Annotated in this window: 12 protein-coding genes; 2 read left to right on the top strand and 10 right to left on the bottom strand. The window is 44.8% G+C overall.

The window, feature by feature from the left end; translation table 11 throughout:
- Window positions 1-5: 5 nt before the first annotated feature.
- A complete protein-coding gene (locus F6J90_RS32625) occupies window positions 6-593 on the bottom strand; it encodes a DUF924 family protein (RefSeq protein WP_293103572.1) in 588 nt (195 codons plus the stop codon).
- A gap of 21 nt (window positions 594-614) precedes the next feature.
- Complete coding sequence (gene dndC, locus F6J90_RS32630) at window positions 615-2,165, bottom strand: DNA phosphorothioation system sulfurtransferase DndC (protein WP_293103575.1); 1,551 nt, start codon at window positions 2,163-2,165, stop codon at window positions 615-617.
- Between the two features lie 228 nt (window positions 2,166-2,393).
- Here dndC and F6J90_RS32635 point away from each other — a divergent pair, with 228 nt between their 5' ends.
- A complete protein-coding gene (locus F6J90_RS32635; RefSeq protein WP_293103577.1) occupies window positions 2,394-2,546 on the top strand; it encodes a hypothetical protein in 153 nt (50 codons plus the stop codon).
- Between the two features lie 560 nt (window positions 2,547-3,106).
- Window positions 3,107-4,708 carry a DGQHR domain-containing protein gene (locus F6J90_RS32640; RefSeq protein WP_293103580.1) on the top strand — a complete coding sequence of 534 codons (1,602 nt, stop codon included), beginning with the start codon at window positions 3,107-3,109 and terminating at the stop codon, window positions 4,706-4,708.
- A 55-nt stretch (window positions 4,709-4,763) separates the two neighbouring features.
- Here the strand turns inward: F6J90_RS32640 and F6J90_RS32645 are convergent, their stop codons facing one another.
- The 8 genes from F6J90_RS32645 to F6J90_RS32680 all read right to left on the bottom strand — a co-directional run bounded on the left by F6J90_RS32645 (window position 4,764) and on the right by F6J90_RS32680 (window position 14,156).
- On the bottom strand, window positions 4,764-5,243 hold the full coding sequence (locus tag F6J90_RS32645) for a DNA phosphorothioation-associated protein 4 (protein ID WP_293103582.1): 480 nt from the start codon (window positions 5,241-5,243) through the stop codon (window positions 4,764-4,766).
- A gap of 160 nt (window positions 5,244-5,403) precedes the next feature.
- A complete protein-coding gene (locus F6J90_RS32650) occupies window positions 5,404-7,230 on the bottom strand; it encodes a DUF4157 domain-containing protein (RefSeq protein WP_293103585.1) in 1,827 nt (608 codons plus the stop codon).
- Between the two features lie 29 nt (window positions 7,231-7,259).
- Window positions 7,260-7,466 carry a hypothetical protein gene (locus F6J90_RS32655; protein ID WP_293103588.1) on the bottom strand — a complete coding sequence of 69 codons (207 nt, stop codon included), beginning with the start codon at window positions 7,464-7,466 and terminating at the stop codon, window positions 7,260-7,262.
- A 30-nt stretch (window positions 7,467-7,496) separates the two neighbouring features.
- On the bottom strand, window positions 7,497-8,762 hold the full coding sequence (locus F6J90_RS32660) for a DUF4157 domain-containing protein (protein WP_293103590.1): 1,266 nt from the start codon (window positions 8,760-8,762) through the stop codon (window positions 7,497-7,499).
- 133 nt (window positions 8,763-8,895) lie between these two features.
- Window positions 8,896-10,302, bottom strand: coding sequence for a DUF4157 domain-containing protein (locus F6J90_RS32665; RefSeq protein ID WP_293103593.1), 1,407 nt, complete (start codon window positions 10,300-10,302; stop codon window positions 8,896-8,898).
- Between the two features lie 45 nt (window positions 10,303-10,347).
- Window positions 10,348-10,605, bottom strand: a complete 258-nt coding sequence (locus F6J90_RS32670) for a hypothetical protein (protein WP_293103595.1) — start codon at window positions 10,603-10,605, stop codon at window positions 10,348-10,350.
- Between the two features lie 12 nt (window positions 10,606-10,617).
- Entirely contained in the window at window positions 10,618-12,837 is a 2,220-nt protein-coding gene (locus F6J90_RS32675; RefSeq protein WP_293103598.1) for an ATP-binding protein, read from the bottom strand.
- 32 nt (window positions 12,838-12,869) lie between these two features.
- On the bottom strand, window positions 12,870-14,156 hold the full coding sequence (locus F6J90_RS32680) for a DUF4255 domain-containing protein (RefSeq protein ID WP_293103601.1): 1,287 nt from the start codon (window positions 14,154-14,156) through the stop codon (window positions 12,870-12,872).
- Window positions 14,157-14,223: the final 67 nt, after the last annotated feature.

Genomic DNA, 14,223 nt, shown 5'->3' on the forward strand with positions numbered 1-14,223 from the left:
TAACGCTAAAATGATGAACCGGGCAGCTTTATAAATTCCTCCTCTTCTGGAGTATTAACCCGACCAAGGATTTTGTTACGATGGGGAAAGCGACCAAAACGTTCAATCACTTCTAGATGACGATAGGCATAATTAATGGTACTGGCACTATCAGGATCATCCTTAAGAGTCGAGAATAATTCAACACAGTAGCGCTGATGTTCGAGATTTTCGCTATGCTCAAACGGTAAGTAGATAAACCAGCGCTGCACTGGTAACAGTTCTTTGTCAAAACCTCGATCAACAGCATACTGGGCAGTAGACAATGCTTTGGAATCAGTAGCAAAAGCTTGGGGTTGACCCCGAAACATATTGCGAGGAAACTGATCAAGTAAGATAATTAGCGCTAGGCAGCTATAGGGTGATGTTTGCCAGTTATCTAACTCATCAGCCGCCGCCTGTTGATAGATGTCGAGGAAACGCGTCCGCATTTCTTGGTCAAAATCTGGGTTCTTAGTAAACCAGACTTTGCGGGATTTGCCATATTCGGGTTCGTCCGGCTTACCAAACCAGAAATTTAATATCTGATTAGAGCTATCCAAAGCCTTGATCATAAGTTACTCTAGTTTGAATGATTACGAATTTTGGACTGGAAATTTTAAATTTGCCCAAGCCAGCTGCTTGACAGTGTCAACATCCCCTTCATCAGCAGCTGTTTTTAAATCTCGTTTCAAGTGAGCATTAGCGATCGCATCTTCTTTAGACCGAGAACTAGTGTCAAAGCACCGCTCCAAAGCCTCATAGATACCAATACGACGAGACCTAGTCACATACTGGCGTTCTGTGTCTAGCAGTTTTGCCATTAGTTCGAGATGCATAGCATCATTGTCACAGATTTCTTCTAAGACCTGCCACTCATCACCACCAAGCAGACGGTTTTCAGCGCCAGGACGGATGTCTTTGAAGGCTTCGCCAGTAACTTCTTGATAAATACGGGGCAAACTGTCATCAAATTCGTGTTTTTCTTCTAGCCAGATGCGACGAATCTCACTAAGTTCCTCTCGACTAATCAACGTAATGTCCCGCATATTTTCTGGACAATTCTGACGAATTTCAGTTTCAACAGTAAGCAATTTTCTCAGCCAATACTCCCGTGCTTCTTTGGTATAAGGACCAGGAATTGGCTCAACAGAGATTTGTCCATCTAAATTCCGTTCATACAGTTGGACATTACCATTGCTACGTCTAAAATCTCGTCGCTCACGGTTTTCTCCAGGCTCCAACTCCTTGCGCAAATCCAGTAAAGGTTCCAGCCATTCCTTTTCTTCGTCATTATCAATCATCGCTGTCAGGGATTTATCCTGACTGACTAGTGTACAAACCCAGCAACCAAAACGAGAGCTACCACAACTAGGAGTAGACGTATCTACAACTAATGGACATTCATTATCAGCACTAGCCCCTCGATACATAGCAAATAACTCTTTATTGCTGTATTCCCAGGGGTTTTGCCATTGCATGAGATAGAGCCAAACCTCATCATTTTGCCAATCTTCAATGGGGCTATAAACCAACGAGTTTGGTAAATTGATATTAGGACTTAGACGAGCACGTACTCGCTTAGCTTCCATTTTTTTCATCCGTCTTGCCCGTTGTTGGCTTTCAGCTTTGCGAGTGCCTAAAACAACAATAGCCTCTCCACTAGATCGGATAACATTCCGAATAAAACGGTTAGAGGGTTTAATTTTCAAACGTTCAGTACACCAGCGAAATTTCCCCCGTGGGGCTGGGTAACCTTTGCCAATTAAACTGACCCAGTAGGTTTCTTTAACCTCTGGTTGTAAGAGATGGGGTTCAAAGGGCAATCCTTGAGCTTCAGCCGCCAACTTAATCTGTTTTAGAGAATTGCGAACCCAAGCTGAAACAATGGGATTCTCTACTAAGGTGTCTGTAGTGATGACATAGATAGTCTTAGTTCGCTGTTCTGGTGGCAGAGCTGCGATCGCATTCCATACCAGCTGTAGAGTTGCGGTGCTATCCTTGCCACCACTATACCCTATCACCCAGGGAATTGCATCTAAGCAGTACAACTGTTGAATTTCGGTGGTCAGAGCAGTGATCTCCTCCACCAGCTCAGCCACAGTACGATTTTTTGGCTTATTTTCTGAGAGTTTTACCTGATTCATCTGACTTCACGGCAGTAGGGAAACCCCCTCTAGGCAAGAGCGGGGTGCTGACTCTCTGCTAAGACAAGGCTTGGCAGATTGGTCCTTTTTTTGAGCTTATCCCAAGTTTTGAATAAAATTTCTTGACAGTGGATCTAACGTTTTTCTTCCTAAATTGGTATGATAGATAGTTTTACTCTATCGAAGCCCGAGTATAGGGAAATAAGCTAATTTGATGGTTAAAAACTTGTGCTAGTCTTAAAAATATTTATCGTAAGCATTCAGCGGTCAGCGGTCAGCGGTCAGCGGTCAGCGGTCAGCGGTCAGCGGTCAGCGGTCAGCGGTCAGGGGTCAGCGGTCAGGGGTCAGGGGTCAGGGGTCAGCGGTCAGCGGTCAGCCTAAGGCTCACGCTGGGTGAACAGTTTATAGCAATTCTCTATGCCATGAGGTACAAAGGGATCCCCCGTTGGTCCCCCTTGATAAGGGGGACTTTGAGGTTGAAAAACGTACCTCATAAATCCTAGAAACGCTATATTTTATTCAAAAGCACCGATTGCGCTACTTGAGGTACTGCGCGAACAGTAGCACCTCAAGTAGCCCATAAGCACCTCAAGTACCGTGGCACAGCCTTTGGCCTTTGGCCACGCTGTGCGAACGAAGCTGGGAGGTAGCGCATTAGCTGATAGCTGAAAGCACCTCAAGTAGCGTGTGCGTAGCACATAAGCTGAAAGCTGATAGCACCTCAAGTAGCGTGTGCGTAGCACATAAGCTGATATCTAATAGCTGATATCTAATAGCTGATATCTAATAGCTGATATCTAATAGCTGATATCTAATAGCTGAAAGCTGAAAGCTGATAGCTGATATCTAATAGCTGATATCTAATAGCTGAAAGCTGAAAGCTGAAAGCTGAAAGCTGATAGCTGATAGCTTCTACAACGCAGCATTATTGGTTTAAAACTATGGTGATCAAAACTGAAAATCATCCTAATGACCTCGCTAAGCAAATTCTTGAACAAGAAAACCGAGATCGACAGGCGCTGGCATTATTGCTCGATAGGCATCTGGCTAGAAACGACCAAATCTTGGTGCAAAAAACTCACATGGGCACTACAGAGGCATTTATTGGCTCAGTCACTCTGGAATGGTTAGCGATTCGCGTCCGCTACGCCTCCCAACTGCCGCTATTTCAACAAAAGTTTGATCAACAGACTAACAATATCGTCAGGGATGCCGATACCATCGAAGCGCTTCAGCAGCGTCCCCTTGATTGGTCACGTCAAGCTGCTCTGGCTCAATATCTAGCAGCCCGCAAAACTCACAAGTTTCCCCCAGTCCTAGTAGTGCTTAGCTCTGGGTGGGTAGATAATGCCCAAGCTGCTCAGTGGGACAACAATCAACGCGCTCGGCAGTCGGCAGCTGAGTTCACCAGTTTAGATAAAGATCGCACAGTCGGACTGCTTGATGTTTCAGACCATGTTTCAATTTTTGCCTTAGATGGTCAACATCGACTGATGGGAATCCAGGCTTTGATGGAATTGATTAAAATCGGTACGCTCCAGAAATATAGCAAAGGGAAAAAGCCAATCGGCTCCCTAATTACAGTGGATGACTTGATTGAGGAGTATCACATCGACCTAGGTTATCTGCAAAGTCTAGCCACAGAAAAAATTGGTATTGAGTTCATTCCTGCTGTCGTTCAGGGAGAAACCCGTGAAGAAGCACGGCGACGCATCCGATCGATCTTTGCTCACGTCAACCTGATGGCAGTAAGGTTGAGCAAAGGACAACTAGCGTTGCTAAACGAAGACGATGGCTTCTCAATCGTTGCTAGAAAAATTGCCATGAGTCATCCTCTGCTGAGGGAGATGGAAAATCGTAATCCTCGGGTTAATTGGGATAGCGCTACGGTTTCAGCTAAGTCAACAGTATTGACTACGTTACAAGCTCTCAAACATATATCTGAGCTGTATTTGGGCTACCAATTTCCTCACTGGAAACCCTGTGAGAAAGGTCTAATTCCCATGCGTCCTGAAGATGAAGAGCTAGAGATGGGAACTAAGACATTGACGGAGCTTTTCGACTATTTGGCTAGTTTACCCAGCTATCAAAAACTCGAACATGGAAAAGAAACACCTCAACTGCGTCGGTTTAACCATGAAAGGGGTGGAGGAGAAGGAAATATGCTATTCCGTCCAGTAGGACAAATTGCCCTGGCTCAAGCTTTGGGTATTCTAGTATTTAACAAGGATTTCTCCCTCAAAGCCATCTTCGAGAAACTTCAAAAATACGATGGTTCGGGTGGCTTTAGTCAGATAGATCACCCACAATCCCCTTGGTACGGCATTTTGTATGACCCAAATCGAAAGCGAGTGCTAGTTTCTGGACGAGAGTTAGCCTCCAAAGTGATGTTATATCTTTTGGGTGGTGTTACAGAACGTATGGAACGTGCTCAACTGCGCATAGCTGTGGCTAATGCCAGGAGTGTTAGCAAAGATCAAGGGATCAGCTTTGATGGTAAATTTGTGAAACTGAAGGAGGTAGGATTACCACCTCAGTTGTAACGGAATTAGTGACAGCTCCTACACTTTCCTATCTGGCAAGTGTAGGAGCTAGCTGTCACAAAAATCGACTCAAATCAAACTCCTGTTGCTCATTTTCTTTATACTCTTTCTTCTTATACCTATCATTATTTAAAATTAACAAAAGTCGCTCTGAATAGTCTACTGCTCCTCGCAACTCATTGCGCAAAATATCAAGTCCTCCATTGGCATACTCCTCAAAAATATAGATGCGTTTTTCCTCAGACTCTTTATCGATAGAAGAGAGAATTTGAGTATCCTTAATCTCTGCGATCGCAATTAATTTAATTACTACCTCATATCCCCTTGAGACAAAAATTTCCAATCCAATCGGACCAGGTTCTCGTTTAGAAATTACCTTCAGGGGCGATCGCTTTTTACGCTTTACTCCTAAAGCTGCTGCAAACACCATCACATCAGCATAAGTCTGAAACGGTCCGGTTTTTCCATCGGAAGCGGTTAGGTCTTTCACCAAAGCCGCCTTATCTTTAGCAACCCTGATTCTGTTTCCAGCCATTCTATTGGTATCTACTTCTAATAAATCTTATGCACAAGGCTAAGCGCAAAAAGCCTAAAGTGCATCAACTTATCTAAGATACCATAAATATAGCGTTTTTTGCAGTTATGAGGTACACAGTTTTGTTTCACTATTGCCTCTTGCCTCTTGCCTGCTCCCTCTATTGCCTCCTCAACCACCCTTGATACATACGTTCGTTTCGTTCTACACGCTCTTTATTGCGAGGTGCTTCGACCAACTCTATCAAACTGTTTAGATATTCAAGTTCTTCGACGGCCTTTGTCAGCTGCTGTTGCCCCTGAGCAATAACCAGTTCCTTTTCCGTTGTCTCACTTACACCTATTGTATCTAGAAAGCTTTCAAATTTTCCTGGTTTTAACTCTTTTATTCCTTTTTCGAGCTTTTCTATTGTCTCTTGAATTTTTTGACGATTAGTATACAATGATTGGACACCCTCTTTGAATATACGTGCCAATAAAATGCGCATTTTCGGTTCTTGCTCTAGATAACCTGCAAGTTCCTGTAGGTGGCTTACATCAAACTCCGAACTCGCTGTCTTGATTTGTTCATTAACATATTCTGTCATCTTGGTAATTGTCTCTGGTCTGATATTTGCTACATCTTGATTCGTTCTAACGTTTTTGAGGGGGATGATTACTCCTAAGCGGATTTTGTTGTCTACTATAAACTGACGTTGTTTCTCATACTCTTCAGCCTTTTGAGCGTTACTGGCTTTCTCACTTTTGCGTTTAGTCTTACTTTCCCCTGATTCGTATAGTTTCTTGAACCCCTTCTTTTTATTGGACTTATGCTCTTGCTCTCGGTAGAAAGATGCATTTCGATTAAGTTCTCTAATATGTTCCCCTAGCTGTTTTCCTGCTATTCCCTCAGGACTTTGATCAATAGTTTCAACCTCTATGGTGGCAATTTGAGTTATAATCTCATGAAGCTTTTTCTCTTCCTCAAGAATTTGGAGCATTTTATCGCAGTCTTGTTTTAAACCTGCTCCCACAGTATTTAACTGTTCTCCCAGCTGATCGAATTCCTCTGGATAGAGCCCAGTAAGGGATGCCCGAAATCCACTCAGACGCTCTTCTTGCTCTTGAGTGCGAAGCTCTTCCTTTTGGGCACGAAGTTCATCTACAGTAATACCCTGCTCTCGGGCTTCGGCTCTATCGCTAATGGCGTCACGAGTGTACTGACTGCGAAACTTTGAGGGGTCAAGTCGATCTTTTTTCTTTTTGCGATCGTCATCCCCATTGCACTGTACTATTTGTCGCTGCACTGTCCCAGCATTCTGCTGCACCACATGGGTCAATTCATGGGCCAACAACTCTTTTCCTACCTGACTCCCTGGATCATAGGCTCCCTGCCGAAAGAAAACATCCTGCCCCGTTGTGAAAGCCTTTGCCTGCATCGATTGATTTAACCGATCCGAGTGCCCATCAGTGTGAACCTTCACTCCACTAAAATCTACACCACCAAATGCTTTTTCCATTGGTTCTCGAATCCCCTGGGAAAGTGGTTGTCCACTACCTCGCGATCGCGTGATCGAAGATTCCAGTTCTGGGGTTGTGGTCATTCCTCCCTGATCGCCCTTAAGCTGAAGCCTTGGTTTCCTTTGCAGTTCCTCTTCTACTTCTGGGTTTTCCTGTCGAATCAGGGTTGACTGCTGTTGGAGTTGAGCTGACTGTGACTTATGAAGCTTTTGCACCACTTGCTTAGCTACCCGATCGGCTTCCTGTTCGTACTTATCACCAGCAGGTCTAATTTCTAGCTTAGCTTGCACTGGCATGGCAGTGTGATTGCTGACGGGTATTTGGATCAAGTCCAGTTTCATGCCTGAGCGATCACCGGCTGGGGATTCTGTTTGAGGTGTTAGAGTTTTTACTGGTAGCGATCGCACTGCAGTCCTTTGCAGTATCCAGTTGTCGGCGTCCTTCTGGGGGGACTCGTTGCTTCTACGAACATCATATTGACGAGTCATTTTTTCGATTTTCCTTTTCTCTGTTCTGCCTAATAAATAATATTAGCGATCGCACGGTCTATCATAAATAGTTCTTTGTTGGTTGTTCGCGATCGCCCTATGACAGAGGAATAGTTACTGGGATGGTGAGTGCGATCGCCCTGGTGATAAAAATATTGCGCAATATTTTTGGGGATGAGGCAGGAGTAGGGTTGGTAAATTATGAATGTTTGACCAATTGAAGTTATCTTGTCCATTTGCCCACCCTAAAAGATCAGCGATCGCACTCAGTGCGCTCTTATCGCCGCTCCGGCACCACCAGGGGGCGGCTGTCGTCTACCGCCCCCTTTATCATTTCGATCCTGTCGGGGATGCCCTTCCTGAGCTGGTAAATGTATCATTTTTTCTTGTTTTAAAGATTCTACCAATTCGGCGAGTACCTGATCCTCTGTTACTCCCTCCTCAAATGTAACCCCTGCCACACTGTCCTTGTCGATCTGAAACTGGACGTTACCTTTGGACTGAATGTCTATTCTTGCACTAGGGAAATTCAATCCCTTTACCTGCTTTCCTTTAAACCCGCCAACTAGGCTTTTTGGTCCGGCATCGAATATAGATCCTCGATCTAATTTACCGATCAGTAACTCCAGATCCTCCCTTGCTTTTTTGTTTTTACCCATTGGTGTTATACCGCGTCCCTGTTGCTTTTCTCCCCCTTCCGCTCCGCTTCCTTTTCCTGACTTTTTCCCGTCTCCTTTCTTTTTTGGCATTAATTGAATCCCAATGCCCTCTGGGTAGGCTTTCACTCGGTCTGCTAAATCCTGCTTTTCACGGGAAATGTTCTTATTATTCAACCCATACCCCTGCTGCTGCACCACATGGGTCAACTCATGAGCCAACAACTCCTGTCCCCCCTGACTCCCCGGATCGTAGGCTCCCTGCCGAAAGAAAACATCCTGCCCCGTTGTAAACGCCTTCGCTTGCATCGATTGATTCAACTTATCCGAGTGCCCATCAGTGTGAACCTTAACTCCACTAAAATCTACACCACCAAATGCCTTTTCCATTGGTTCTCGAATCCCCTCGGAAAGTGGTTGTCCACTACATCGCGATCGCGCGATCGAAGATTCCAGTTCTGGGGTTGCGGTCATCCCTTCCCGATCACCCTTAAGCTGAAGTGTTGGTTTCCTTTGCAGTTCCTCGTCTACTTCTCGGTTTCGAAGTCTTTGAAGGGTTTGCCTTGGTTGGAGTTTCCCAGACTGTGAGCCATGAAGCTGTTGCACCACTTGCTTAGCTACTCGATCAGCTTCCTGTTCGTACTTATCACCAGCTGGCCCAATCTTTAACTTAGCTTGGACTGGCATAGCAGTATGATTGCTGACAGGTATCTCCATCAAGTCCAGTTGAATACCTGAGCGATCGCCCGCTGCAGTTTCTGTTTGGGGTGTCAAAGTTTTTACTGGTAGCTCACGCACCGCACTCCGTTGCAGTATCCAATTGTCCGCATTCTTCTGGGGTGACTTGTTGCTTTCGCGTACATATTGACGAGTCATTTTTTTTATTTTCCTTTTCTCTGTTCTTCCTAATAAATACTAATAGTAGCGAGGGCACGGTCTATCACAAATAGTTCTTTGTTGCTTGTTCGCGATCGCACTCGGACAATGGATTTTTCAATTCTGTGATTTCCTACTCTTTATTTTTGATTTTAATTGGTCCGATTTTGTTGATATGTTTATTTTGAGTTGGATGGAAGTTTGCCATTGTCACTTCGATATGGTCAGCGAAAGCGGGTAAATGCGCCTTCTGCAAGTTTGCTGGCATATTGGGAAAATCACTCTTTGCTGCTTTTTTCGAGCTCACATTTACTTGGTATTCAACATACTCATTTGCTTTGACATCATTTTTCAGGTGTTTCTCGATTTGTTTTTCATGGTCGTGATTAGCCGTTTTACCCAATGGGGTTAAATTCCGCAAATCATTTCCGGGACCTCCAACTTTTTCATTAAGCAGATGTCCTCGTACTATATGCTTTGTCCAATAGGGTTCCGTACCTGGCTTCGGCCACCATTTAGGGGCTACCGATGGACTAGATCCTTTCAGGTTGTCTTTGGGATCGACCACGCCATGGGCTGAGGTTCCACCTTCATATTTATCTAGCGGTCCAAAATCCATTGTTGTCTTGATCGCTCGTTGGTCGTTAAATGCCAACTTCCCTTTTTTATTGGGTGGTCCGGAAATTACAGCAGTCGAACCTCGCTTTCTCGAATCAATCTTAGTTCTTTGAATTGTTGGGTCGGTCTGTCCTGGTAACTTCCCTGCATTTCCTGTTGATTTGTGCTTGACTCGTTCATCTTTGCCCTTATGGGGAATTGTTTGGACGAGGGGCTGCTTTGTTTGTGTAATATTAGATTCTGCCTCAGCCAATTCTGGAGCTTTTTTTTGTCCCTTGCTTAAATTCAATAAACTTGCTTGTTTTCCCCTGATATCTGCCTCCCGTTCCAGTGCTGAATTATCATTCACTGCCATCCCCTGCAACTGCATCGTTGGTTGCACTCGCCCTTGTTTCTGCTGTACTACATGCCAGGCTTCATGGGGCAAATGCCTTTCCTGTCCTGGTCCGACATGGATATCTGTACCCTGAGTATAGGCCAAGGCATTCAACTGGGCTGGTTTTGATGAATTGTAGTGAACCCGTACATCATCCATTAACATGCCTGAAAGGTTTTCTAGACCAGCTTTGAGACCATTGGGCAGGCCAGTATTGTTTGGCGCTTCAACCTCAGCTACCTCCTGCACTGGGGTGTCTCCAACATCCGCTACGTTCTGCTGGTGTTCTTTTAGTTGACAGACCCAGTTATGATTTCCCACTGAACCTGCCATCAGCTTTGGCTGCACCACTAGCGGATCTTGGTTGTGGACGGGTATCTCCATCAAGTCCATTGTAATGCCTGAGCGATCGCCCGGTACAGTTTCTGTTTGAGGTGTCACAGTTTTTGCTGGTAGCTCACGCACTGCACTCCGTTGCAATATCCAGTTATCGGAGTTCTTCTGGGAAAACTCGCTGCTTCTGCTAACATCATATTGACGAGTCATTTTTTATCCTTTGTATCTATAACTAACTGGATATTATTTAATCAATTATTTAGTTAATTGTTCGTAAATGGATTGAGCCACCATCTTGCCCACACGATCCGGACTAGTTTTCCCCTTTAATTCCAGATCAACTTGCATACCCGGTATCCTATAATCTTGTGCTAGACTATGGGGCAATCCATTTTCTGTCAACAGGCGGGTTAATTCAGTTTCGACAGCAGCTTGCAATACCCGACGCATACTGCGCGGTATGTCAAGACCTTCCCCTATTACTATCTCATTGATTCTCAGATTTACGTTCATTTTTAACAAAATTTATCTCAAGTCACCCAGGATTGAGAACTCCCGAAAATCAGCCTCATTTATTAACTTGTCCAGTTTTTTGAACTCCATCCGCGCTGCTCGCATGACAACATCCATTGTCACCGATTTACCTTCTTCCGCTGCCATAAACGCCGCATTCAATGCTATACTGTGTATATTCCCTCCTGTAAAATTAAAGCGACTTAAACGCTCCCAGTCCAGCATCTCTCTTGGGGTTTCTTTCGGGAAGGATTTCTGCCATATTTTTGCACGTTGATCCACCCCAGGAAAAGGAAAATTAACAATAAATCGTAAACGCCGGAGGAAAGCTCCATCTATGGAATTTTTCTTATTGGTTGCCAGAATGGCCAAACCGCGATAAGCTTCCAGACGCTGTAGTAAATAGTTAATTTCGATATTGGCATACCGGTCGTGGGCGTCTTTAACTTCCGAACGCTTGCCAAACAAGGCATCAGCTTCATCAAAAAACAGAATTGCCCCGCCATCTTCCGCTGCATCGAACAGACGACGCAAATTCTTCTCTGTTTCTCCTATATACTTACTCACCACCGTAGCCAAGTCGATCCGATACAGATGTAATCTCAGATCCTTAGCAATTACTTCTGCTGCCATTGTTTTCCCCGTACCGCTTTCTCCAGCAAATAAAGCACTTATTCCCTTGCCTCTATTCATCCGCTGGTGAAAACCCCACTCTTGATAGACTTTACCTCGCTGTTGCACTTGGTTGGCAATTTGATGTAATAGATTCGTCTCGTCTTCTGGCAATACAATATCCTGCCAACCCGCTTTCACATCTATGCGCTGTGCGAGAGTCTCTAATTTGGGACAGGTTATCTCTAGACAACCATCCCACAGTTGCTTGAACAGGAAATTATCTTCCTGGGGTGGTGGCGAAACCTGTTCAATATCCTGGACTTCGGTTACTTTCTGTGTTTCGGTTACTTTCTCTGTTATCGTATTAGGGATGCCGATTAACTCGAAGCGATCGCGTCCCAGATTAGCACTCGTCGAGTCTATCAAATTTAAATCAGGGACTGTTGGTGCAACCACCTCCTGCTCTACCTTTACCTGTTCCGTATACTCTACAGGTTGGAGATCGGGGGACAACACTTTGCGGACAACTTTCTCAATTTCGGCAATATTTAAGTTAAATTGCCCTACCAGGGGCATGACTAAGTCGCGACTTACAGTTCCTAAAGCCTTCTCCCAGGTTTGTATTTGTTCTCCCGATGTCGGTTTGGTAATATCCCAGCTCAAGCTTTCCCCTTCTAAAGCTGAGGTTTTGTCGTAGATGTCGATAAAAAAGAAGCCATTCCCCCGTGCCAAAAAACGATAGAATGCTGCCATTTGCCCCTGAGTGATATAGTCTTCGCAAGACAGCACGTCTAAATAAAGTGCCACCTGCTCCAGGCGGCTTTCCCGCTCCCACAAGCGAGCTATGGTTTCCAAGACATGACTATCTGTTGGTAGTAGGGCGATCGGCAAGCGATAGAGTTCCAGGCTCAAACACTGGCAAACTTGCCAGGCTACCAGTTGCTTGCTAGCTGTATCCGCTCCCAACAGTTGGATCGCCTTTGGCTGGGGAGCATCTGTGTTATGCTGGAGTTGATTAATTATTCCTTGTACTGCTTTTTGCTGAGAAGGTGGCAGACTGTTTTCCGGTTGGGTGTTGCTGTTTTCCGGTCTTTTCCATGGCAAGACCAGCTTGGCTAGGCGATCGTCTAAGTAATTTAACCCCTTGATATAATTGATAATTTTTTCATCGGCACGTAGCGGACTGGTAATCGAGGGATCGACCCCAGATTGAAGAATTTCAATCAGTTGCCAATAGCGCAGGGGTCTTTCAGGAGAAACGATATCCCAAGCCGGAGCCTCGAAAATCATAAAGGCGAGGTAAAAGGTCGGATAGTTGCGGTTGTTCCCCTGAATTAAACCATATAACTGCGGAATGTTTTGGTTCAATTCCATGGCGACGCACAGCAGCAAGAGGTTTGCTTCAAACTGAGATAACTTCAGTTGGTGTTTGAGTCTTACCAAGGCTGGCGCGGGTTCGACTCTCTCTGCTGCTATCATCGTCTTTTCTGCTGCCGCTAGCTCAGCCGCAGTTGTCCCTTCTCTTTGAGCTTTCTGCTCCAAAAGGAGTACCAACCAAGCCATGGCTGCTTTCAGGTAATAATTGTTGTTTTTTTGGAATTCTTCTATATTATTCATTACCTATAGGATTTTATTGTTTCTTGTTAAGTTCAGGATTCCTGTATCGTTACCTTCTGGTCTTCTTTAAACTCAGGTGGCTGTTTTGTGAAGTCGATGGGGATGCTATCTACGCCATCTACCCGCAAACGCACGACATAGGTTCCTGGAGTGACATTACTGACATTGAACGTCAGATTTTTTTCTAATATCGGGTCTTGGCTTTGTGGTGTTGGAAATTGGTAAGGAATAGCTAGATCTCCGAGTAACAAAGCAACCTCTTGTCCTTCTTTCACCGCTGGGTTGCAGGTTAAGGTTAACCGATTCCCTCGATCCGGGTAAGTAATTGCTGTTACCTCTGGGACTAAGGGAAAAGTCATGGAGTTCGTTATCCGAGTGCGATCGCTCTCCTGGACATGTACTGTCACAGTGTAAAATCCAGCTAGCCACTGCATACTCCCGTCAAGGGTTACCCTGATCTGGGTGGCCGAAACGTCTTTTAGGTTTGTCAGTACAATCGGATTTTCTAGATGGGGGTGTCCGAAGTGGACTTCCTCACTGTTTTCCAGGTTATATCCCTCAAGAATCAAATCCTTCCCTACTGTAAAGTAACTTTCATTCTGCGGTAGTTTGATGGCTGTGAGACTAGGTAAGGGCGGTATCGTACCTGTCTGAGAATCGGGACCCCGGTCGTCAGCACCGCGACTCAATACTGGCAGTGGGGTTTTGACTGGAATCTGGCTTTCTATCAATACCACAGAGATTTTATAAGCAGCGGAAATGCGATATTGGGTTTGAAATGTCCCCCATAGCTTCGATATCTCTTCTAAGGATAGGTTATTAGGTGTTACGCTAATTCGTTCGATCTGATTTGCCAGATTACTATCCTCAAGCAGCTTTTTTTTTGATTCGTCTAATAATCCCTGGTCTATGAATCCCGGTTTTTTGGCAATTGCCCTGTCAATATCGTAGGATCGGATTAAGGGATGGTCGTGCAAGACCCGCATGGCTACCCCCAGCAAAGTTTGGCTTTCGGTATCTTCGTTATCTTTTCCGTAAGCTGTAATCAAATAATATAGATTTAATGCCAACGGGGGTTTACCTGTTTCTCCTGGTTTGACCTTATTCGGCATATCTAAATTGCGCCAGGCACTATTAGGATTAGTTTGGTAAAGAAAGATGTTAATCTGATTTTTTTCCTGCCCTTCTTTCCTGGCTTCATCTAGAGGTTTTGTTGTGACTATTTCTAGAGTTCCACTGCCTAATTCTTGGAGGGCTCCTTCCTTAATTAGGAACTCTAGCATTATTGTCACCCCAGCAATCGCCTGCGAGTTACTCATATGTCCGCCTCCCGGTCGTCTCCCGCTATAATCTTTAATTTAGCGGTGAGACGTGCCATATAAACAC

Source organism: Moorena sp. SIOASIH, assembly GCF_010671925.1.
In the GTDB taxonomy this organism is placed as follows: Bacteria; Cyanobacteriota; Cyanobacteriia; order Cyanobacteriales; family Coleofasciculaceae; genus Moorena.

Bases quoted from the DNA above. Each gene is read 5' to 3' on its own strand.
- F6J90_RS32625 (WP_293103572.1), bottom strand. From the start codon at position 593: ATGATCAAGGCTTTGGATAGCTCTAATCAGATATTAAATTTCTGGTTT.
- dndC (WP_293103575.1), bottom strand. From the start codon at position 2,165: ATGAATCAGGTAAAACTCTCAGAAAATAAGCCAAAAAATCGTACTGTG.
- F6J90_RS32640 (WP_293103580.1), top strand. From the start codon at position 3,107: ATGGTGATCAAAACTGAAAATCATCCTAATGACCTCGCTAAGCAAATT.
- F6J90_RS32645 (WP_293103582.1), bottom strand. From the start codon at position 5,243: ATGGCTGGAAACAGAATCAGGGTTGCTAAAGATAAGGCGGCTTTGGTG.
- F6J90_RS32650 (WP_293103585.1), bottom strand. From the start codon at position 7,230: ATGACTCGTCAATATGATGTTCGTAGAAGCAACGAGTCCCCCCAGAAG.
- F6J90_RS32655 (WP_293103588.1), bottom strand. From the start codon at position 7,466: ATGGACAAGATAACTTCAATTGGTCAAACATTCATAATTTACCAACCC.
- F6J90_RS32660 (WP_293103590.1), bottom strand. From the start codon at position 8,762: ATGACTCGTCAATATGTACGCGAAAGCAACAAGTCACCCCAGAAGAAT.
- F6J90_RS32665 (WP_293103593.1), bottom strand. From the start codon at position 10,302: ATGACTCGTCAATATGATGTTAGCAGAAGCAGCGAGTTTTCCCAGAAG.
- F6J90_RS32670 (WP_293103595.1), bottom strand. From the start codon at position 10,605: ATGAACGTAAATCTGAGAATCAATGAGATAGTAATAGGGGAAGGTCTT.
- F6J90_RS32675 (WP_293103598.1), bottom strand. From the start codon at position 12,837: ATGAATAATATAGAAGAATTCCAAAAAAACAACAATTATTACCTGAAA.
- F6J90_RS32680 (WP_293103601.1), bottom strand. From the start codon at position 14,156: ATGAGTAACTCGCAGGCGATTGCTGGGGTGACAATAATGCTAGAGTTC.